General features: G+C 41.3%; 19 protein-coding genes. 11 read left to right on the top strand and 8 right to left on the bottom strand.

What is annotated here, in order from left to right; genetic code table 11:
* Positions 1 to 139: 139 nt before the first annotated feature.
* The 3 genes from rpsB to rplM form a co-directional block, all read right to left on the bottom strand.
* Positions 140 to 949: a 30S ribosomal protein S2 gene (gene rpsB / locus Q0064_RS11830; protein WP_094485577.1), complete on the bottom strand. Its 810-nt coding sequence runs from the start codon at positions 947 to 949 to the stop codon at positions 140 to 142.
* Between the two features lie 250 nt (positions 950 to 1,199).
* Positions 1,200 to 1,586, bottom strand: coding sequence for a 30S ribosomal protein S9 (gene rpsI, locus Q0064_RS11835; protein WP_094485578.1), 387 nt, complete (start codon positions 1,584 to 1,586; stop codon positions 1,200 to 1,202).
* Entirely contained in the window at positions 1,586 to 2,041 is a 456-nt protein-coding gene (gene rplM, locus Q0064_RS11840; protein WP_094485579.1) for a 50S ribosomal protein L13, read from the bottom strand. The genes rpsI and rplM overlap by 1 nt, the downstream gene beginning before the upstream one ends.
* Positions 2,042 to 2,537: 496 nt before the next feature.
* Between rplM and Q0064_RS11845 the strand changes: the two genes are divergently transcribed.
* The 9 genes from Q0064_RS11845 (at position 2,538) to Q0064_RS11885 (ending at position 13,811) form a co-directional block, all read left to right on the top strand.
* The gene (locus Q0064_RS11845) at positions 2,538 to 3,128 is read left to right on the top strand and encodes a hypothetical protein (RefSeq protein ID WP_298148428.1); all 591 of its coding nucleotides are present in this window, start codon (positions 2,538 to 2,540) and stop codon (positions 3,126 to 3,128) included.
* Positions 3,129 to 4,066: 938 nt separating this feature from the next.
* Complete coding sequence (locus Q0064_RS11850; protein ID WP_298148429.1) at positions 4,067 to 6,025, top strand: alkaline phosphatase family protein; 1,959 nt, start codon at positions 4,067 to 4,069, stop codon at positions 6,023 to 6,025.
* Positions 6,026 to 6,155: 130 nt separating this feature from the next.
* The gene (locus Q0064_RS11855) at positions 6,156 to 7,169 is read left to right on the top strand and encodes a LacI family DNA-binding transcriptional regulator (RefSeq protein WP_298148430.1); all 1,014 of its coding nucleotides are present in this window, start codon (positions 6,156 to 6,158) and stop codon (positions 7,167 to 7,169) included.
* Positions 7,170 to 7,222: 53 nt separating this feature from the next.
* Complete coding sequence (locus Q0064_RS11860) at positions 7,223 to 7,744, top strand: ankyrin repeat domain-containing protein (protein ID WP_298148431.1); 522 nt, start codon at positions 7,223 to 7,225, stop codon at positions 7,742 to 7,744.
* Between the two features lie 7 nt (positions 7,745 to 7,751).
* Positions 7,752 to 8,540: a T9SS type A sorting domain-containing protein gene (locus Q0064_RS11865; RefSeq protein WP_298148432.1), complete on the top strand. Its 789-nt coding sequence runs from the start codon at positions 7,752 to 7,754 to the stop codon at positions 8,538 to 8,540.
* Between the two features lie 272 nt (positions 8,541 to 8,812).
* Positions 8,813 to 10,000, top strand: coding sequence for a phosphoglycerate kinase (locus Q0064_RS11870; protein ID WP_298148433.1), 1,188 nt, complete (start codon positions 8,813 to 8,815; stop codon positions 9,998 to 10,000).
* A gap of 247 nt (positions 10,001 to 10,247) precedes the next feature.
* Positions 10,248 to 12,248 (top strand): LysM peptidoglycan-binding domain-containing protein, encoded by a 2,001-nt coding sequence (locus Q0064_RS11875; RefSeq protein ID WP_298148434.1) that lies wholly within the window; start codon positions 10,248 to 10,250, stop codon positions 12,246 to 12,248.
* Positions 12,249 to 12,384: 136 nt separating this feature from the next.
* On the top strand, positions 12,385 to 13,350 hold the full coding sequence (locus Q0064_RS11880; RefSeq protein WP_298148435.1) for a DUF4837 family protein: 966 nt from the start codon (positions 12,385 to 12,387) through the stop codon (positions 13,348 to 13,350).
* Positions 13,350 to 13,811: a GNAT family N-acetyltransferase gene (locus Q0064_RS11885; protein ID WP_298148436.1), complete on the top strand. Its 462-nt coding sequence runs from the start codon at positions 13,350 to 13,352 to the stop codon at positions 13,809 to 13,811. The genes Q0064_RS11880 and Q0064_RS11885 overlap by 1 nt, the downstream gene beginning before the upstream one ends.
* Here Q0064_RS11885 and Q0064_RS11890 read toward each other — a convergent pair.
* From Q0064_RS11890 to Q0064_RS11905, 4 genes are all read right to left on the bottom strand, one after another.
* A complete protein-coding gene (locus tag Q0064_RS11890) occupies positions 13,798 to 14,610 on the bottom strand; it encodes an OmpA family protein (RefSeq protein WP_298148437.1) in 813 nt (270 codons plus the stop codon). The two genes, Q0064_RS11885 and Q0064_RS11890, sit on opposite strands and share 14 nt — an antisense overlap.
* Before the next feature lie 2 nt (positions 14,611 to 14,612).
* On the bottom strand, positions 14,613 to 16,268 hold the full coding sequence (locus tag Q0064_RS11895; RefSeq protein WP_298148438.1) for a S41 family peptidase: 1,656 nt from the start codon (positions 16,266 to 16,268) through the stop codon (positions 14,613 to 14,615).
* A gap of 12 nt (positions 16,269 to 16,280) precedes the next feature.
* Entirely contained in the window at positions 16,281 to 16,700 is a 420-nt protein-coding gene (rnpA, locus tag Q0064_RS11900; RefSeq protein ID WP_298148439.1) for a ribonuclease P protein component, read from the bottom strand.
* 135 nt (positions 16,701 to 16,835) lie between these two features.
* Complete coding sequence (locus Q0064_RS11905; protein WP_298148440.1) at positions 16,836 to 17,351, bottom strand: NYN domain-containing protein; 516 nt, start codon at positions 17,349 to 17,351, stop codon at positions 16,836 to 16,838.
* A 354-nt stretch (positions 17,352 to 17,705) separates the two neighbouring features.
* On the opposite strand from Q0064_RS11905, the gene Q0064_RS11910 reads away from it, so the two are divergent.
* Both Q0064_RS11910 and Q0064_RS11915 read left to right on the top strand, forming a co-directional pair.
* Positions 17,706 to 18,323 (top strand): acyloxyacyl hydrolase, encoded by a 618-nt coding sequence (locus Q0064_RS11910; protein ID WP_298148441.1) that lies wholly within the window; start codon positions 17,706 to 17,708, stop codon positions 18,321 to 18,323.
* Between the two features lie 41 nt (positions 18,324 to 18,364).
* A complete protein-coding gene (locus tag Q0064_RS11915) occupies positions 18,365 to 19,708 on the top strand; it encodes a deoxyguanosinetriphosphate triphosphohydrolase (protein WP_298148445.1) in 1,344 nt (447 codons plus the stop codon).
* 424 nt (positions 19,709 to 20,132) lie between these two features.
* On the opposite strand, the gene Q0064_RS11920 is transcribed toward Q0064_RS11915, so the two are convergent.
* On the bottom strand, positions 20,133 to 20,412 hold a 280-nt coding region (locus Q0064_RS11920), incomplete at its 5' end, for a hypothetical protein (protein ID WP_298148442.1).

Below are 20,412 nucleotides of genomic sequence, written 5' to 3' on the forward strand. Positions count from 1 at the left end.
TATTTTTAAAGTTTTAAGTTTATGAATTAAATGTGCAAAATTCCGACCTTGTTTGGTGCTTTCGTTCGTGTGGGCTTTATCAAATCGTTAAATCTGAGCCTGGAGCGAAACGCAGAACAAAATCGGAATTTCTAGAAATTTATGCTTCGCTGCTTGGTTCTTCCACAGAAGTTGCGTCGCTCTCAGGAGCTTCAACTACTTCTACTTCAGCCTCAACAGCTGCTTCCATTCCCTCAGCATCGTCTACAGGAGCATCTGTATTTCGGTTTGATAAACCGTCGATAATAGCTGCGGTAACTAATGAAAGGATTTTTTCAATCGATTTAGAAGCATCGTCGTTGGCAGGAATTACGTAATCCACTTCACGCGGATCCGAATTCGTATCTACCATTGCGAAAACCGGAATGTTTAATTTTTGTGCTTCTTTTATTGCGATATGCTCAGCCTTGATATCGACTACAAACAAAGCTGCTGGTAGACGCGACATGTCGGCAATAGATCCTAAGTTCTTTTCAAGCTTCGCTCTAAGACGATCAATTTGCAATTTTTCTTTTTTCGAAAGCGTGTTAAAAGTACCGTCTTTCTTCATTCTGTCGATAGACGACATTTTCTTAACTGCTTTGCGAATAGTTACAAAGTTTGTCAACATACCACCCGGCCATCTTTCAGTGATGTACGGCATGTTTGCTGCCAATGCTTTTTCTGCAACGATGTCTTTCGCTTGCTTTTTAGTAGCTACAAATAAAATTTTGCGGCCTGATGCTGCGATTTTCTTCAAAGCTTCATTAGCTTCTTCGATTTTTGCAGCAGTCTTATATAGATTGATAATGTGGATACCATTACGCTCCATATAAATGTAAGGAGCCATATTTGGATCCCACTTTCTGGTCATGTGTCCGAAGTGAACACCGGCTTCCAGTAACTCTTTAACTTCTACTTTGTTTGCCATTTTTGAAATAGTTTACGTTCTGTTGAATTAGCAATGGTCCTTTTCGGGTTTGGAGATTTATCAGCGGTTAGCTGTTAGCTGTTAGCTGTTAGCTGTTAGCTGTTAGCTGTTAGCTTTTTTAGCTTATCGCTGATTGCTTATCGCTGATTGCTTATCGCTTCTTCCTACCCTAGGCTTCATTTAGATGCTAAACTAATCTCTCTTTTCAGAGAAGTGCAACAACAACTTGATTTTTAAAAATTGAATAATATTAACGTTTAGAGAACTGGAATCTCTTACGAGCTTTCTTCTGACCGAATTTCTTACGCTCCACCATTCTTGGGTCGCGAGTAAGTAAACCTTCTGGTTTCAAGATTGCACGATTTCCTTCTCCTACTTCGCACATCGCGCGAGCAATAGCCATACGCACTGCCTCTGCCTGACCTGTAACACCACCGCCGTACACATTTACTTTAACGTCGTAGCTAGCTGCATTTTCAGTCATAGTCAACGGCTGTAACACTTTGTATTGCAAAGTAGCTGTTGGAAAATACGTTGTAAATTCTTTTTTGTTTACAGTAATGGTTCCGTTTCCTTCCGAAACGTAAACACGGGCAACTGCAGTTTTACGTCTGCCAATTTTGTGGATAACTGCCATTATTTAAGATCGTTTAGGTTAACGGTTTTAGGTTGCTGAGCCGTGTGTTTGTGCTCGCTACCAACAACTACAGTAAGATTTCTGAAAAGTTCAGCTCCTAATTTGTTCTTAGGCAACATCCCTTTAACAGCTTTTTCAACTAAAGCAGCAGGATTTTTCGCCTGTAAAACTTTAGCAGTAAGGGTTCTTTGACCTCCTGGGTAACCTGTATGACGCATGTAAATTTTGTCGTCAAGCTTGGTTCCAGTAAGGTTGATTTTCTCTGCGTTGATAACAATTACGTTATCCCCACAGTCAACGTGTGGCGTAAAACTTGGCTTGTATTTACCGCGAAGAATCATAGCAACCTTCGACGCTAAACGACCCAAGTTATGCCCCTCAGCATCTACAACAACCCACTCTTTGCTCACAGTGGCTTTGTTTGCAGACACAGTTCTGTAACTTAATGTGTTCACAATAATTAATTTAAATTAAACATTCCGTCCGCACCCGTTTTTCGGGATTGGGGTGCAAAAGTACAAATTATTTGCCGACATACAAATGCAAAAGTTTTGTTCGTTGCTGTATTTTTGGGTGTGCCGCCGCAAACGGTGGTGCTTTATCGAAAAAATCTACTGCGGCGTCGCGCCCTACGTTGCAATTCGGCTGGTCTCGGCGGGCTTTTTGTCTCGCCAAACGGGCTCCCGAGGTCGCCTTTTGGCAGCGCAAACGCCACACCTCAACGGCGCCTCATTTACACTGCGGTCGCTCACACGGGCATACATTATATAAGTAAGTGCTCCTTTTCAACATTTGTTTAATCTAACAACACAACTTACACACGATAGACTACACAAAAAAAATTAAAAAAAATTGAAATTTACGGAAAACCCGTAACCGACTTATTTCTCGGACTTGTAAATTAGCATAAAAATCTGGAGATTTTTCCAAACACTTTAAATTTTACAAACCATGAAAAAATTATTTTTATTCGCCTTAATCTTCTGTAGCTCAGTAGCTGCAACGGCACAATCCGAGTTGCCCGCTTTTAAAGACAGCAAAAATCCGCACAATAAGGCGGGTTACGATTTTTATTTGTTTATCCAAAAACAAGTGATGGCGTTACAGTCTAAAACAATAACACCAGAGGAAGTGAAAAACCTTTTAACAAGCTCAACATACCCGTTTAAAGGCCGAGCCACCGAAAAACAAATGCTCGCATTCCGAAGTTCTATTGAAACACTCGCATTCTCAAGCACAGCAGCCGAAAATTTTGAAAACGAAGTGCTTGCAAAACCATTAACAACCGACACTAACGCCGTTCTGTACCAAATAGCACTTTTCAAATGGGGAGCTTTAGCGATTGAAAACATACCGCGCTCTACATCCTGCGTAACCTGCATCGAAGCTTGCGGTGATCGCTGTATGAGAAAAAAAGCACGCGACATTGAAAGAGCACCTTTATCCGCAAAAATTCGATTCCTTTTGTCGTGCGGAGGTGAAATTCTAACCTGGTACGCCGACTGTATGGCCGATTGTATTTCCGATTATAGATCTCATTAACCTTAACCAAAACCATTAATTATGAAAAATCTCCAGAAATTTGAAATTGCCGCGCTGAGCTTAACTTGTGTGGCAGCATTTTTAGCAAACAAAGTAGTTGGTTTATCTTCTACGCACATTGTTTTGTCCAGCTTACTCAGCTTGTATTTTTTCCCAATCGCGCTCTTTATTAAACATTACAAACCGCTTAACGCTAGGTCCGTAATATCACTTTTAATTCTAAGTTACAGCATTTCAAATACCGTAATCTCAAGATTGAGCATAAGCAATTACGAAGATTACATTTCACTCGCTTTATTGCTTTTAAACGTATATTTTACTTATCATTATTCGCAGCAGAAAGATGACCGAAGATACTTGCATTTACTAGCTATAATTTTAAGTGCCTTAACTTCAAGCTATGCAAGTTAGGTTCAAAGAAATTAACAATACCTGTGCAGAATTACGCCAGGTCTATAAACCTAAATAAATCAGGTAGTCGTTACTATTGATTCTAGTGGAGGCTTTTAGCTCAAAATCGATTTCCTTTCACAGAGGAATAAGAGTAAACGAGCAGTACAGAGCTTTCTCACTACCGTGAGTTAAAGCATAAACTTTTGCGACATCGCTTTTGTATGCGGTATTAACTTAATTGCCGAATACGTTGAAGCAAATGCATTAAAAGCTAAATGTTCAAATTGTGCATTACCGCACAGTGTTCTACAACAACTCTGTTGTCCAAAAGAATGCGGCTCATGCGTAACTGTTAAATTGTTCTCCAACTACGATTTTTATCGTAATAACTAAGAATTAGTAGAAACGGCTATCTTTTTTAAAACTACAGTAAAGAAAGATTCTAAATTGCTCATCTACATTACAGAAGAAAACTGTTTTTAAACTAAATCTCAAATCAAATTGCGACTTTTGGCTTCACTATTAACCAACCTTTTGTTCTTTACATGCAAAAAATCAACCGTTTCGGATGCCGCTACCGCGCCGTCTGGCTGTTGGCTATCGCCTACCTCTGCTGTTCCTTTGCAACACGCCTAACCCTTTTTCTGTGGGCCGGACCCGAACCTGAAAATTCTGTCGGCGCCCTTTTAAAAACCTTTTCCTACGGATTTCTTTTCGATTTTATCACCGCCTGCAGCATTAGCCTCCCCGCAATTCTTTACATTACACTGCTACCCAACCCACTCATCGGAAGTAAACTCGATAAAACGCTTACTTACATTTTTACCTTTCTTACTCTGTTTCTACTCTCATTTACCGCGTTGGCTGAGTTTACCTTTTGGGAAGAATTTAAATCGCGCTTTAACTTTATAGCGGTCGACTACCTGATATACACCCACGAAGTTATTGCCAACATTGCCGAGTCGTACCCCTTGCCGCTATTGTTTGCTATTGTACTTGTCCTTGCAATCTTGGGCGTGCTTTTCATAAACAAACAAAAAGGATTTAATACCGCATTTACTTCAAAAATTGGTTTAACAACACGCCTGCTTGTACTTGCTGCAGTAACCGCAACGGTAATTTTAGCCACCGTCGGCTTACAAAATACCGACGCCGAATGGTCGGCAAACCGCTACAACAACGAATTGTCTAAAAACGGCATCTATTCCTTTTTCGCTGCCTTCCGCAACAACCAAATGAAGTACAGCGAATTTTACATAACCATCCCAGAAAATGAAGCCTTCGATCTGGTTCGAAACGAATTGCAACAGAACAACAGCAGGTTTCAATCCAACGGCTTGAGTATTCATCGATCGGTTACTTCACCAAACCCGAGTAACGAAAAACCAAATGTAGTTTTCATCTTGGTCGAAAGTTTGTCGGCAAAATTCTTAGGCAGCTACGGAAACACCGAAAAACTGACGCCAAATCTCGACAAACTTGCCACCAAAGCCTGTCGCTTTACCAACATGTTCGCAACTGGAACACGAACCGTTCGCGGTATGGAAGCCGTAACGCTGTGTATTTCGCCTACACCCGGACAAAGTATCGTTAAACGACCCAAAAATGCAGGCTTGTACACCGTGTCGAATGTTTTCAAATCCAAAGGATACAGCTGCAACTTTTTTTATGGCGGCGATGGCTACTTCGACAATATGGATGCCTATTTCGGTAGTAACGGTTTTAATATTTTCGACCGCGGACGTGGTTCGATTCTTTCCGACGACATTAAAACAACACGCACGTTTATCTCCGACAGCCAAGTAACTTTTGAAAACGCTTGGGGAATATGCGACGAAGACATTTATAACGTAATGCTCGAACAAGCCGACCAGCAATACGCGAGCGGAAAACCGTTCTTTAATTTTATTATGACTACTTCAAACCACCGGCCATATACGTATCCGGATGGAAAAATCGATATTGCTTCCGGTAAATCGAGAAACGGCGCGGTAAAATATACCGACTATGCGCTAGGAAAACTGTTCGAAGCCGCACAAAAGAAACCTTGGTTTAAAAATACGGTATTTGTAATTGTTGCCGACCATTGTGCGTCTAGCGCCGGAAAAGACGAGATTGATATTGTTAATTATAAGATTCCTGCTTTTATTATTGGTGTGGAAAAACTCGGACAAATGGAGATTAGCAAGCAATGTTCGCAAATCGATTTGATGCCCACACTTTTTGGAGCGCTTGATTGGAATTATGAATCCGACTTTTTTGGCGAAGATGTTTTAAATCCGCTTTACCACGAACGGGCTTTAGTAGCCACGTATCGCAAATTAGGTTATATTAAAAAAGATGCCGTGGTTATCCTTAGCGACCAAAAATCAGTGAATCACTACAAATGGGATAACGAAAAATATACACTAAGTAAAACAACAAAAAATCCGAGATTGGAACGCGAAGCCATAGCGTGGTATCAAACCGCCGACTATCTTTTCAACAATAACAAACTCAAATAGAACCCGAAATTTCGCTTTAACACGGCAATAAACAACCGATTGACAGAAACGCTTTAGTTGAATTTGCATTGCATGTAAACACTTCTTAAAAGCGAGATTTTTCATTATATTCGTCGTCAATCTTTTACCGATGAAATCTAAAGCTACACTTAAACAAATTGCCAAAGATTTAGGCGTTTCCGTTTCTACTGTTTCCAAGGCTTTAAACAACAGCCCGGAAATTAGTGAACCTACGAAAATCAAAATTCAAGAGTTTGCAAAACTGAAAAACTACAAGCCTAATGTTATTGGTTTGAATCTGAAAAACAGATCTACCCGAACTATTGGCGTAATCATTCCGAATATTCTCAATCCGTTTTTTGCCAAAGTTTTTTCTGGTATTGAAAAAGTTGCCGACGAGAAAGGCTACAACATAATCACATGTATTTCCAACGAATCGATACAAAAAGAGATTCATGCCTTGGATGTTTTGAGCAACGGTACCATCGACGGATTTATCCTTTCAGTTAGCGAAGAAGCGCAAAAAGAAGAAGAATATGGCCATTTTGCTGAAATCATCAGCAGCGGAACGCCAATTGTAATGTTTGATCGCACAGCTGAGAGCATTGCCTGTGATAAGGTTGTTGTGGATGATTTCGAAGCAGCAGTAAATGCCGTACAATATCTGATTGATACTGGTTGCAAAAACATCGCTTTAGTTTCATCAATCGACAATCTAAGCGTTGGTAAACTTAGAGCAAAAGGCTACTTCGCTGCACTTACCGATGCAAAACTAGAAGCTAAAGACGAGTTCGTTTTACTTACTGATAACGAACAGCGTTTTGATGCCGACCTAGCCCGTGTTTTCGAACATAATCCCGATGCTTTTCTTGCCTTAGACGAGCATACCTCAACAGCGGTAATGAAAATGGCAATTAAAAAAGGCTACCGCATTCCAGACGAATTGCAAGTAATTGGCTTTGCCGACGGCATTTGGTCGCGACGATTAACGCCGAGCTTGTCGACGATTTCGCAACACGGACCTGAAATCGGCGAAGCGGCAGCAAAAATGTTGATCGATCGCTTGGAATCGAAAGAAAATTTAAAACCAACTACACAAATAATACGTACTGAATTAAGAAAGCGCGACTCGGTTAAGAAATAGTTTTTTCTGAAAAACTGCACGCAACCTTATTTGTATATAAACATCATCGTTTTATGAAGAAATTAGTATTTGTTTATTTTCTTGTTTTTTCACTGCACAGCTTGCAGGCGCAAACAACGCCCGATATTTTCGATGCAGCACGCTCGGGAACGGTTGAGACTGTGAAAAACATACTCGCCAAAGACAAGTCGTTAATTAACGCTGTGAGTCCGCAGGGATATACACCGCTACTTTTGGCTACGTATCGCGGAAACAACGAAGTGGCAAATTATTTAATTGACAACGGCGCAAACATAAACCTAACTACTGGTTTCGGAACCATTGTAATGGCAGCGATAGTGAAAAAAAACACAGCTGTTTTAGAAAAACTCATTGCCGCGAAAGCCGATATTAATGCTGCCGACGACAAAGGACTAACACCGCTAATGCTTGCGGTACAATTTCAGCAGCCAGAAACTGTGGCGCTGTTACTCAAATCGGGTGCAAAAAAAGACAGTAAAGATAAAGCTGGTAAAACTGCTTTCGAATACGCCACCGAATCTGGAAACGAGAACTTAATTAAACTTCTAAAATAAAAACTCTATGCAAAAAACTACTTTACTATTTCTTACACTGCTTGGCAGCCTCGGGTTCGCGCAGCAGAAATCGACGGGCGTGATGACCCTTTCAAACAATCCAATTCCGATTACAGCAAACTTTACATTAGATAACAGCACTTCGCAAGTTACATTGGTTTTAACTGGGCCATCCGACCGTTGGTTTGGTTTGGGAATTGGAGTTGAAGCTGGATTTGGAATGTCCGACGGCGATGTTGTGGTTTTTACCACCTCAACAAACCCAAATTTAAGCGATCGAAATTTCGCTGGACTTGGCGTACCACCGAATGATACAGCACAAAACTGGACAACCGAATCAAACACAACTAGTGGTACTGTTCGTACGCTTACTTTAAAAAGAGCACTAACCACAACCGATGCGAATGATTTCCAAATGCCTTATGCCAGCACGAACTCTATTAGTATCGCAGGTGTGCGACCAGGCGGCGCAACGTTTACAGTTGGCGCTCACGGTGGAACTAACAACGTGGGTTATGCAACTGCAGCGTTCCAAAGTTTGAATACTGACGACATTAACTTAAATACTGTTGAATTATACCCAAACCCAGCGCAGAACTTTTTTAATGTTTCGGCACGTTCTGAGTTTAATTCGATTACCATTTACTCACAAACTGGAAAATTGGTAAAAACACTTCGTTTTGAAAACGGCAGCATAGAAGAGCGTGTTCAAATCGACGATTTAGCAACAGGAATTTATTTATTAGAAGTTTCGGGAACCAGCGGAAAAGCTTGGAAAAAACTGATTAAAGAATAGTTTTTTGGCATATTACTTCAAAGCCGTTTCGCACTTTGTGGAACGGCTTTTTTTGTTACGATTGCCCCTGTGAGCGGTGGAAGCGGCATCCTGCCAAAAAATCGCCTGCGTTTTTTGGGAGATACAGCGGACGACGCGACCCGACGGCGGGGACAGCTGGGGCGGAGGGGCACAGCCTAAAAATAAAATTCACGATTAAATAATATCAAAAAACAACCTCGCTAAGGTATTTATTCGCTGAGTTTATATCTTTGAAACCAAACAGCAAATAGATGAAAACGATTTTTGATTTTAATTTCGCCAACGAAAAGGCACTGATTCGTGTGGATTTTAATGTGCCACTCGACGCGAATTTCCAGGTAACCGATGCCACGCGCATCGAAGCGGCAAAACCCACAGTAGATAAAATTTTAGCCGACGGTGGAAGTGTGATTTTAATGTCGCATCTCGGCCGACCAAAAGGCATCGACGATCAATTTTCATTAAGACATATCGTTGCTAAAACTTCGGAGATTCTTGGCGTTCCGGTACATTTTGCGAGCGATTGCCGCGGTGAAGTAGCGCAACAAGCTGCTGCGAATTTAAAAGCGGGTGAAGTTTTGCTCTTGGAAAATTTGCGTTTCTACAAAGAAGAGGAAGCCGGCGATGTTCCATTTTCGAAGGAATTAGCTGCGTTGGGAAGCATTTACGTGAACGACGCTTTTGGAACGGCGCATCGTGCACACGCCTCGACTACCATTATTGCACAATTTTTCCCTGAGAAAAAATGCTTCGGAACCCTGTTGGCAAAAGAAATTGAAAGTTTAAATAAAGTATTGAAAGCGGCTGAAAAACCTGTTTTGGCTATTTTAGGAGGAAGTAAGGTTTCATCGAAAATTACCGTTATCGAGAATATACTCGACAAGGTTGACGACATGATTTTGGGCGGCGGAATGACCTTTACGTTTATAAAAGCCTTGGGTGGCGAGATTGGCGATTCGATTTGCGAGGACGACAAGTTGGATTTAGCGCTCGAGATTTTGGAAAAGGCAAAAGCGAAAGGTGTGAACATTCACATTCCGGTTGATGTAGTGGCTGCAAACTCGTTTTCGAACGAGGCAAAAACGCAAATTTGCGATGTACGCAGCATCCCGAACGGCTGGCAAGGCTTAGATGCCGGGCCAAAAACCTTGGAACAATTTGGGGCTTTGGTATTGAAATCGAAAACCATTTTATGGAACGGACCGCTAGGTGTTTTTGAGTTTTCAAACTTTGCGAACGGAACCATTACTTTAGGGAATTTTATTGCGCAAGCTACAGCAAACGGAACATTTTCGTTGGTTGGCGGCGGCGATTCGGTTGCGGCTGTGAAGCAATTTGGACTGGAAGAAAAGATGAGTTATGTATCGACAGGCGGTGGTGCTATGTTGGAGATGTTGGAAGGAAAAAGCTTACCGGGAATTGATGCTATTTTAGAATAAGTTTTAAATAATCGGCAAACTTTAGCGGTAGTTGTTTCGTGCAACTGCCGCTTTTTTTTGCTTAATTAACAATAAAAAAGGTTAAAAGTGGTTTATAGACTAGGTAAAATAAAATTCTAATTGCTAATTTTGCATAAATTGAAGTTTTTTGTCGTTTACGGCTAGCTATTTTCTTTTGCCACAACAGCCCATGATCGGAGATTGGTACAGTTTTTGGCAAGACAAAGTAACCTCAGAAACAAACATTATGAGAATACAAAAAATAGTTGTTACTGCTTTATTCAGCTTGTTTGCGGCGCCGGTTGTTTTGGCGCAGGACGTGGCGGTTAGCGGTTCAACTCCCTCGAAACAAACAGCAGCTCAGTTCTTAGATAGCATTAAAAAAACTTTTGTTACCGACAAAATGGCTTCGTGCGTAGACAGCCTTTGGTTAAAGGAACTCACGAGTCTTGATTTATATGCAGATTTATCGGCAGATATTAAAAACATCGACTTAGACGAAAAGGTTGAATACAACTTATCGACTGAATTATTAAAGAAACGATTAAAAGAGCTCGACGCAAAATCGCCTTTTAACATTGAATACAATCCTGGTTTAGAGAATTTAATCAAGTCGTGGTTGAAAAACCGCAAGCGTGCCTTTGAGCGCTTGATGGCCGTTTCTGAATATTATTTCCCTTTATTTGAAGAGGCGCTTGCGCGGAAAAATGTACCGCTAGAAATAAAATATTTGGCCGTGGTTGAATCGGCATTAAACCCAAAAGCTGTTTCGCGCGTGGGTGCAACAGGTTTGTGGCAGTTTATGTACCAAACTGGAAAGCAATACAATTTGCACATCGATTCTTATGTAGACGAACGCAGCGATCCGTTGAAAGCCAGTGATGCTGCTGCACAATACATGAGTAATATGTATCGCATTTTTGGCGATTGGGATTTGGTACTCGCCTCATACAATAGCGGGCCAGGTAACGTTGCTAAAGCTATTCGCAGAAGTGGCGGTCAGGAAAATTACTGGAATATTCGCCGAAACTTACCAAAAGAAACACAAGGTTATGTACCTGCGTTTTTAGCAACCATGTACATTTACGAATACCACAAAGAGCACGGAATTGTTCCGAATCGAGCTATTATCAAGCATTTTCAAACAGATACGGTGGGCATTCGCAAGCAAATTAGTTTCAAACAATTATCGGATTTATTAGATATTCCGATTGCACAGTTGCAACTTTTGAATCCGTCTTATAAAGTTAACGTGATTCCAACCTACACCGATAAGATGCATTATTTGCGTTTACCTGCTGAGAAAGTAGCTTTGTTTACTTCGAACGAAGATAAAATTTATGCTTACGTAGAATTTGAAAACGCACGTCGAGAACGCCCATACCAACAATATCTAACGGCACGCGACAGCAGCCGAGTTGCCGCCCGCGATTCGATGCCTAAAGATGTTTCGACAAAAACAAAATACCACAAAGTACGTCGCGGTGAAAACTTAAGTAGCATTGCCAATCGGTACGATGTAAGCGTTGCACAATTAAAGAAATGGAATAAACTGCGAAGCAACACCGCACCTTTAGGTCGCAGCCTGCGCATTTACAAAACAGTTGCCGCAGAAGAAAATACCGCAGTAGCCGATGCTTCGAATAACGAAAAAGAAGCGAAAACGGAAGTTTCGAGTTCGCAAAAAGTTAGCGACACGGCGGTTTCAGAAAACAGCGAGCCGCAATTGTACACAGTACAAGCCGGAGATAACTTAAGCAGTATTGCACGCCGATTTAACGTTACTGTTGCCGATTTAAAGCAATGGAACAATATGGCCGACAACAATGTAAAGCTGAACACCCAACTTAAGATATTAACTGCTAAGACAGCTGAAGAATTGCGCGAAAACGCAGTTGCAACGCAGGAGATTACTCATGTTGTTGTAGCTGGCGACAATTTAGCTGCTATTGCTCGTAAACATCAAGTTAGTGTTGCCGATATTCAAAAGTGGAATAATTTAAGCGGAACACAAATTGCCGTTGGCGCCAAATTGATTATCCAAAAAACCGACTTAGGTGCAAAATCAGAAGTAGCAGCGAACAAACAAAAATCGCGTTCGGAAAGCTATCTGGTTCGCAAAGGCGATTCGCTTTCTGCAATCGCTAAAAAGTATCCCGGTGTTACGGTTTCCGACATCAAGAAGTGGAACAAAATCAGCGGCGACGATCTTAAACCAGGTATGCGTTTAAAAATCAACGGAAAATAGTACGTTGTTTCGAGGATTTAGCAACGTGCTTACATTTTGAATACGCTATTCAGTCGTTCTGTTTCGAACTAATTCGTAGCTTTGAATTCCTTAAAACCTGAGCAATTATAACTTTTGGGTTTTTAGAATTATTGGTATGCGACAATCATCCCTATTGTGCTTTTTAGCATTTTTGCTGTTCGCTTGCGCAGATCGCGACTCGACTGCATTGCCACGAGCTACGGGCGCCGTAAACTCCTTGTCGGTTGTAATTCCCGATCAGTTATGGGATGGAGAAATCGGCGACAGTATTCGCAAGAAATTTGCTGCTCCGGTCGACGGGCTTCCCCAAGAAGAACCGCAGTTTACGATAAATCAGTATCCGCTTCGCGCACTCGACGGTCGGTTAACCGCACGAAACGTTTTGATCATCAAAAAAGAGGATCGAAATGAGTATAAAATCGTTCGAAATGAATTTGCCGAACCGCAACACGTGGCACACATTTCCGGCAAATCGATTCCTGAAATCATTACACTGCTCGACAAACAGGTAAACGGAATTGTTAGTCAGTTTAAAGCAAACGAAATAGCGTATTCCCAGCGAATAATCGACACCAGTAAATTGGAAACCGAGCTGCTCAAAAAACGATTTAAAATCGATTTATTGATTTCCAACAAATACAAAGTGGCACTTTCTAAACGCAACTTTATTTGGTTTAAACGCGAGATTTTATCGGGCAACACCAGTTTAGTTGTTTATCGCGTTCCAACGTCGGCCATCTTCAAAGAAGGAAATGTAGCGGGAAATATCATTCGCGTTCGCGATTCGATTAGCGGAAAATACATTCGCGGAAAAGAACGCGGAAGTAAAATGCAAACCGAAGAATCTTATGCTCCTTATTTTGCCGTCGGACGTTTGAACGGTAGAAGAATTTACGAAACCAAAGGAACTTGGGAGTTAAAAGGCGATTTCATGAACGGTTCGTTTATCAATTTTGCCATTCGCGATAAAAAACGCAACCAATTTGTAATTGTAGAAGGCTTTTGTTATGCGCCGTCGACAGAGAAGCGCGACTTGATGCACGAACTGGAAGCCATGATAAAATCGGTAAAATTATATTGATGGAAACACCGCAATGGCTGGTTAAGGCCTTCGACGAATTAAGTACACAAAACCTTTACGATATTCTGCATCTGCGCGCTAAAGTATTTGTCGTAGAACAAGACTGTCCGTACTTAGACGTCGATTATTACGATCAAAAATCCGTTCATTTAATGGGCGTTGCCGACGATCGCGTTGTTTGTTATTGCCGACTTTTCGATGCGGGAAATTACTTTGAAACGGCTTGTATCGGACGTGTGGTTATTGATCCCGAATATCGCAGCAAAAAATGGGGACATCTGCTCATGACCGAGGCGATTCGCGAATTGTATCGCCTTTTCGGCGTGCAGCGCATTGAGATTTCCGCCCAGAGTTATCTGGAGCAATTTTACGCTTCACACGGATTTGTCACCATTAGTGAGATGTATTTGGAAGACAACATCCCGCATGTGCGTATGCGATTAGATCCTAAATCTTCGTAATTACCAACTCAACTCGACGATCGTACTCGGCGCCTTTCCCCAAAGGAACGGTATTTCCGTAGCCTTTAAACGTCATTCGTTTTTTATCGATTTTCTTAAAAATCAAGTATTTGTAAACGCTTTCGGCTCGGTTATGACTTAGTTGTCGTTTCCGCGTTTCTTTATCGATAGCCTCTTTTTGAAACGGCGGCGTACAACATACATGTCCCTGAATTTCAAAATGCAAATTCTTATACTTCTGCAACAAACGCGCTACTTTGTCTAGATCGGTTTTCGACTTAAACGTTAATTTAGAACTACCGCGCTCGAATAATAGATTTTCGAGGTAGATATGGTCGCCAACCACGTGTTTTCTCTGTATGCTCGTGTAGAATCCGGGCAGTTCAATTTTAGGAAGAGGTTTTAAATTGATTACCACATCTACTCTTCTGTTCTTGGAGCGAACTTCAGGCAGGTTCTCCACCACGTCGTCGTCAATTAAAATGCGTCCTTTTCCTTCAATGGTAACAATGATTTTATTCTTAATGCCGTTGTCGATGAGCTTTTGTTTGATGGTATTGGCGCGATTTGTCGATAACTTAAAGTTGTACGCTTCTTTTCCGACATCGTCGGTGTAGCCAAAAATTTGAATAGACTCAATTCGTGTAGAATCGGTTTGTTTAATGAAGTTCACCACGTCGGTTTCTTGCTTGGCATCGAGCGAAAACTTATCGAAACCGAAATAAATGGAATGTACTACTTCTTCCTGAGCTTGTATAGTAGTAGTTAGTAACAGGAATAAAAACATCCAAAATCTCATAGTTATTTTTTTAAGATTTTATTGTACGAAGCGGTATTTGCAAGTAATTCTGTTGCTTTTTTAATTTGCGTATCGTTGGTTAAATAATACTTATACAAACCTTCTTTATAGGCGTAGCGTTTGATTAATTCGTCGATAATCAACTTGCTGATTTCACCTTCATATTTATTGAGCTCTACATCTTCACTACGCTGAATAGCCGCTAGTAATTGCTCGTATTCTTTAGCAATGCTTTGATCGAGTTTTTCTTTTTTTGCCGATTCCAATGTTTTTCGCAATGCTACTTCTGTTTCCGTGTCAAAATTGATTTTATTGGTTTTCAAAAACTGCTTAAACTCGGCGTATTTCGCAGAAGTGAAATTAGGAATTCCATTTTCCGGAATCGGGTTTTTGTAATAGTAATCGGTAGCATAGCGAAAAATACCGTCGTTTTTCTGAAGTGCGGTGGCAATGTAGCTCATCTTGGCTTCGGGCAGTTCTACATCGGGTTGAATGCCGCCGCCGTCGTAAACCGTTCTGCCATTTTTAGTTTTGAATGCATTGTATTGCGAAGCATCTGTACGGATGGCTTTTCCATCTTTGTCTTTTCGCGAATAGTCCAAAGCTTGGATGCATCTGCCCGAAGGCGTATAATAGCGGGAAATTGTGACCTTAACCTGAGTTCCGTAAGTTAAATCGATGGGGCGTTGCACCAAACCTTTCCCGAAACTGCGCGTTCCAACCACTACGGCACGATCTAAATCTTGCAAGCCACCGCTCACAATTTCCGAAGCCGAAGCGCTTTTTCCATCGACTAAAACCACCAACGGAATTTCAGTATCCACCGGCTCTTTAGCAGTACGATACGTATTGTTGTGCTTTTCTACTTTCGATTTCGTTGTTACGATAACTTCGCCTTTCGGAACAAATAAATTGCAAACGTTTACGGCTTCGTTAAGCAAACCTCCCGGATTTCCGCGCAAATCCAAGATGATTTTCTTAGCACCTTTTTCTTTTAACTCTTCTAATGCCTGTTTGGTCTCGGCAGATGCTTTTTGGTTAAACTGACTAAGTACGATATAACCTGTCGTAGCATCGACCATATCGTAAAACGGAACTGCTTTTACTTCAACTTCGTCGAGCGTGAGTTGTGCATCGTAAATTTTCCCTTGACGGCGGTACTGAATAGCAATTTTAGTTCCTTTCGAACCGCGAAACAACTGGCTGGCGTCTTCTTCATATTCGCTGAGCAATACATCGCCCACTTTGACAATCTCATCGCCTGCTTTCAAACCGGCTTTGTCGGCAGCGTAACCTTTGTACGGTTCGCGCACAAAAACAATTCCGTCCTTGCGCAAAATAGCGGCGCCCATACCGGTATATTCACCGGTGTTGTTGATTTTATACCGAACCACGTCACCTTCATTAAAGTAGGTGGTGTACGGATCTAAATCGGCCAACATGCTTTTAACGGCTTTGTCCATCAATTCAGCTGGACTTAGCTCGTCGACATAATTCATGTTCACCGTTTTGTACAATTCAGTGAAAATCTCCAATTGCTTGGCGATTTCAAAAAAATCGTCTTTAAACGATGTTGTTGTATAAAACAATCCTGCGGCGGCAATACCCACCAATAATCGTTTTTTATAAGAGCTGACCCAAGTTGTAAAACGGTTCATCTATAATTTTATTTAAGCTTTGTTTTCGGGATTTTCAGTAACCACTTCCGAAGACTTTTGTTGCATATCTTGTGCCAATTTATCGAAAAGCTTGCAGATAACTAAACGCAATTTATCAAATTCAAGTATTTCGTTTGATTGATACAGCAACATGACTTGTAGGCGACGGTTTTCACTTCCGCGTAAGCGATGCTGTTCCAAACGATAACACTCTCGCAATAAGCGCTTTACTCTATTTCGAAGCACGGCGCGTTTGAAATGCTTTTTTCCAACGGTAACGGCAACTTGAACACCTGGATTCTCGCTATTCTCGACACGATAAACGGCGCGAACCGGAAAAATAGCCTGACTTTTTCCCGATTGAAATAAGGCGTCGATTTGCTTGGTACTTTTGAGCTTATCGGCCTTTGGATATGTAAACAATTGTTTCATAAATACTTACCGCTTTTGAGAAAACAAAACACTTTACTAGTTGTTAGCGGTGCTTACTAAAGTCTCTCATTTACTTGCGGCATCTTCAAGTAAGGAGCTATACGGTGTAAAACTACAAATAGACGTGGTTATATTTTACTTTTTCTCTAGCTTTTGCTGTTTAAATGTGGAATGTAAGCCATCGATATGCTCAAATAAGTTGGGTTTAATAGGATTCCACTTCGGATCTAAAAGAAAATCAATTCCTTCCCTCCTCGCTAATTTCGCTGCTGGTACAAAATCGCTATCACCAGCAATTAAGATAATTTGATCAACTTGTTTTTTGAGCGTTATCGACGCAATGTCTAATCCTATTTTCATGTCTACCATTTTTTGAGAGAAATCAAATTGGACATCATTCTCCGTCAAATCACTAATTTGAATGGCTCCGTTTAGTAGTTCTTTTGTTTTACTAGGCTTGATAATCCATTTATTTCTGTCGTCCAATACTCCAAGTCTCAAAGCAACTTTTCTCTTTTTTCTCAGCTCTTCAAAAAACGATATTTGAAATCTGTAAAGTTCTGTTTTTGAAAAATCAATGGCCTTTTTAGTTATCGGATTATGTTGCTTCTTATCATAAGGAAGGCAATCGTAATAGAATATTCGATACAAATCAAACCTCTCTCCTTTTGCTTGCTACAAATGCCTAAGGCACATAGTCCACAAATCATTTGCAGTTTTAATCGGATCCAAATTTTTAGATCGCACCAAACTTTTGTATCTCTTTAAAAAGAAACCTCCGTCAACTAAAATTGCCGTTTTTTATTCATTTAGCTCAAAAAAAAAGCCCTAGGGTCGGCATTCTCGCTATATCATAAAGCTTGAAAATGCGTAGCCAAGAGCACTATTAATAACAAAATTATAACTTATTATCTAATTGTCAAATATTTTAAAATCATTTTTAAGCACTAATTCCTATCGCACCTAACACCCGCTTTTGCTTTCATTTTAGTAGTTTTACAACTTATGAGAGTGCCGACTATTTTTTACCTGTTGTTATGTAGCTTGTTTGCAACAGCTGTTCAAGCCCAATTTTACAAGCCCAAATACATCGGAATTGCCGCCGGTGCTGGAAATGAAATTAAAAACACCGACTATTCATACAGCAATCAAACGCTAAAACTTGAGGCGTTTTTTCAAGTTCACAAAAGTGAAAAATGGAGTTATGAAGTGTTAATTCAACCCGAAATTAACTTCGCCAAACACCAACTACTCAACTTGTATTTCGTTACGCCCGACGAACCAAACTTTGAAGAACTGCGCGACCGCTACACCAAATTGAAAGATATTCGCGAATATGCACTCGGCATCGGATTTATCGCACGCCGACATTTGTCGAAAACATTCGATGTTTACGGCTACTTATCCGTTGGTCCCATGTACACCGATACCCAAACCGAACGCCTATCGCGCGGATTCGCCTTCGCAGATGTTTTTGCCGTCGGACTCTCCTATCACGTAAAAAATCTACGATTCGATATTCGACCCAATTTCAGACACACCTCAAACGCAGGATTGCAAAGCTCGAACGCAGGTTTTAATACTTTAAATTGCGACATTGCTCTGGCCTTTAAAATCCGATAAAGCAACCTACTTTTGCGAAACTTGTAAACATGACCGCTATGATGACCTACGAACAACTTCTTTCGCTACAAAAGCAAGGCGATACCAAAAACCGCTTGCGCCGCGACGAAGACGAAACCCGCATTGGCTTCGACGTTGATTACGACCGCATCATTTTCTCGCGGCCGTTTCGAAGTTTACAAGACAAAACTCAGGTTATTCCGCTTTCGAAAACCGATTTTGTACACACACGCCTCACCCATTCGTTAGAAGTTTCGGTGGTTGGACGCAGTTTAGGACGTGCCGCCGGTGCAGCTATCCTTAAAAAATATCCGTATTTGGCGCAAGAACACGGCTATCAGGCACAAGATTTTGGCGCGATCGTAGCTGCTGCTTGTTTGGCGCACGACATTGGTAATCCGCCTTTCGGACACTCGGGAGAAAAAGCTATTGGCGCCTATTTTGAATTCGGAAAAGGTGCACAGTACAAAAACGAAATGACTGCCGCCGAATGGCAAGATTTGATTTGCTTTGAAGGAAATGCCAACGGTTTTCACGTATTGTGTGGCGATCGTGCCGGCGTTGAAGGCGGTATTCGACTAACGTACGCTACGCTGGGAGCGTTTATGAAATATCCGAAAGCATCGCTTCCGCACAAACCTACCAAAGAAATCTCCGATAAGAAATACGGTTTTTTTCAAGCCGACCAAGCCTTTTTCGAAGAAGTAGCTGCCGCATTAGGACTACTCCGTAAAGACCGCGAAGAAGTGGCATTTCAAAGACATCCGCTTACTTTTTTGGTGGAAGCCGCCGACGATATTTGCTACACCATCATCGATTTTGAAGACGGCATAAACCTGGGCTTGATCTCGGAAGATTTTGCTTTGGAATACCTCATTCGATTGGTAGAAGACAAGCTCGACCGACGCAAATTCGCGCAGTTGCAATCTAAAGAAGATCGCATTAGTTACCTACGTGCCGTGGCCATTGGCAGTTTAATTCAAGATGCGGTTCAGTTATTTTTACAGCACGAGAGCGAGATTTTGGCCGGTACTTTCCACCGTTCGTTGATGGAAAAAAGTAAGTACAAAGCGCAAATCGACGATATTATTAAGTTGAGTATCGACAAGATTTATCGGTCGCGCGAGGTTACCGAAAAGGAAATCAACGGTTACGAGATTATTCAAACCTTGCTCGATGCGTTTATCACGGCTTTAGAGCGCCAAGCGGCCGGCACCGAACGCAACATCGACACTTTAATTTTACGTTTGCTGCCCGAACGTTTTCAAGATACTTCAGCCCCGTTGTACCGCCGTTTACTCTCGGTTTGCCACTTTGTTTCGCTGCTCACCGACAGCAATGCCGTACGCTTGTACCAAACCGTAAAAGGACTTTCGGTATTGTAATTTGGGCGGCTTTTCGCGCTGTTCGTTGCAATAAAAACGCACAAAAGCGGTTTGTGCTGGCTTTGTCTGTGGCTTCCGCTGGTCGCCCATTCAAAACCGCACGCACACGCTTTCGCTGCGCTTTTATTTCCACTGCCATCACGGCCGCGGGCGAACGTTACCTAAAATGTACTTTTTCTAAAAGTTAGTTTCTTTAATAGGAAAACTAAGGTTTTATCTAATTGATTTACAATTTTTTACTCGAGGTAATATTGCAATATTACGTATGTTAAAAAATCGTATAAAAACCAACCCTTTTTCGACCCCAACTTTACACTTCTTTCACAGCGAAAAGCCTTGCCGAGTATGGCGCGTACAAAAGCAAAAACCGCACGATGGGTGCGGTTTGGTGTTTTTTTCTTACAACTAAATTAAGTTGAGAAGTTTATTGCTTAAGCAAAACATACTGCCCATGAGGTGGTAGAGCAGGTGTTTCTGTGGGAATTGGATCACTAGCACGCTGAATTCCATGCTCATAAAATACATCTATCTCTAGAGCAGTTTGCCCATCAACAGTAATTAACCGCATAAAAAGTTTGCAGCTGCGTTTATCATTGCGATCTCGCATATAAATTGTAATAAATTTCTCGCCGTTGGTTGTGCAAATACGACACATTGGGTTATCCGGATACTTTGCGATATAACCTATTCCGATACTCGAAAAA

The organism is Flavobacterium sp. (assembly GCF_027490375.1).
Taxonomy (GTDB): Bacteria; Bacteroidota; Bacteroidia; order Flavobacteriales; family Flavobacteriaceae; genus Flavobacterium.

What these genes read in the sequence shown, in the direction of transcription:
- Q0064_RS11855 (WP_298148430.1), top strand. Translation starts at nt 6,156, where the DNA reads ATGAAATCTAAAGCTACACTTAAACAAATTGCCAAAGATTTAGGCGTT.
- Q0064_RS11910 (WP_298148441.1), top strand. Translation starts at nt 17,706, where the DNA reads ATGAGAGTGCCGACTATTTTTTACCTGTTGTTATGTAGCTTGTTTGCA.
- Q0064_RS11850 (WP_298148429.1), top strand. Translation starts at nt 4,067, where the DNA reads ATGCAAAAAATCAACCGTTTCGGATGCCGCTACCGCGCCGTCTGGCTG.
- rpsB (WP_094485577.1), bottom strand. Translation starts at nt 949, where the DNA reads ATGGCAAACAAAGTAGAAGTTAAAGAGTTACTGGAAGCCGGTGTTCAC.
- Q0064_RS11895 (WP_298148438.1), bottom strand. Translation starts at nt 16,268, where the DNA reads ATGAACCGTTTTACAACTTGGGTCAGCTCTTATAAAAAACGATTATTG.
- Q0064_RS11845 (WP_298148428.1), top strand. Translation starts at nt 2,538, where the DNA reads ATGAAAAAATTATTTTTATTCGCCTTAATCTTCTGTAGCTCAGTAGCT.
- Q0064_RS11860 (WP_298148431.1), top strand. Translation starts at nt 7,223, where the DNA reads ATGAAGAAATTAGTATTTGTTTATTTTCTTGTTTTTTCACTGCACAGC.
- Q0064_RS11875 (WP_298148434.1), top strand. Translation starts at nt 10,248, where the DNA reads ATGAGAATACAAAAAATAGTTGTTACTGCTTTATTCAGCTTGTTTGCG.
- rpsI (WP_094485578.1), bottom strand. Translation starts at nt 1,586, where the DNA reads ATGGCAGTTATCCACAAAATTGGCAGACGTAAAACTGCAGTTGCCCGT.
- rnpA (WP_298148439.1), bottom strand. Translation starts at nt 16,700, where the DNA reads ATGAAACAATTGTTTACATATCCAAAGGCCGATAAGCTCAAAAGTACC.
- Q0064_RS11915 (WP_298148445.1), top strand. Translation starts at nt 18,365, where the DNA reads ATGACCTACGAACAACTTCTTTCGCTACAAAAGCAAGGCGATACCAAA.
- Q0064_RS11870 (WP_298148433.1), top strand. Translation starts at nt 8,813, where the DNA reads ATGAAAACGATTTTTGATTTTAATTTCGCCAACGAAAAGGCACTGATT.
- Q0064_RS11890 (WP_298148437.1), bottom strand. Translation starts at nt 14,610, where the DNA reads ATGAGATTTTGGATGTTTTTATTCCTGTTACTAACTACTACTATACAA.
- Q0064_RS11865 (WP_298148432.1), top strand. Translation starts at nt 7,752, where the DNA reads ATGCAAAAAACTACTTTACTATTTCTTACACTGCTTGGCAGCCTCGGG.
- Q0064_RS11885 (WP_298148436.1), top strand. Translation starts at nt 13,350, where the DNA reads ATGGAAACACCGCAATGGCTGGTTAAGGCCTTCGACGAATTAAGTACA.
- Q0064_RS11880 (WP_298148435.1), top strand. Translation starts at nt 12,385, where the DNA reads ATGCGACAATCATCCCTATTGTGCTTTTTAGCATTTTTGCTGTTCGCT.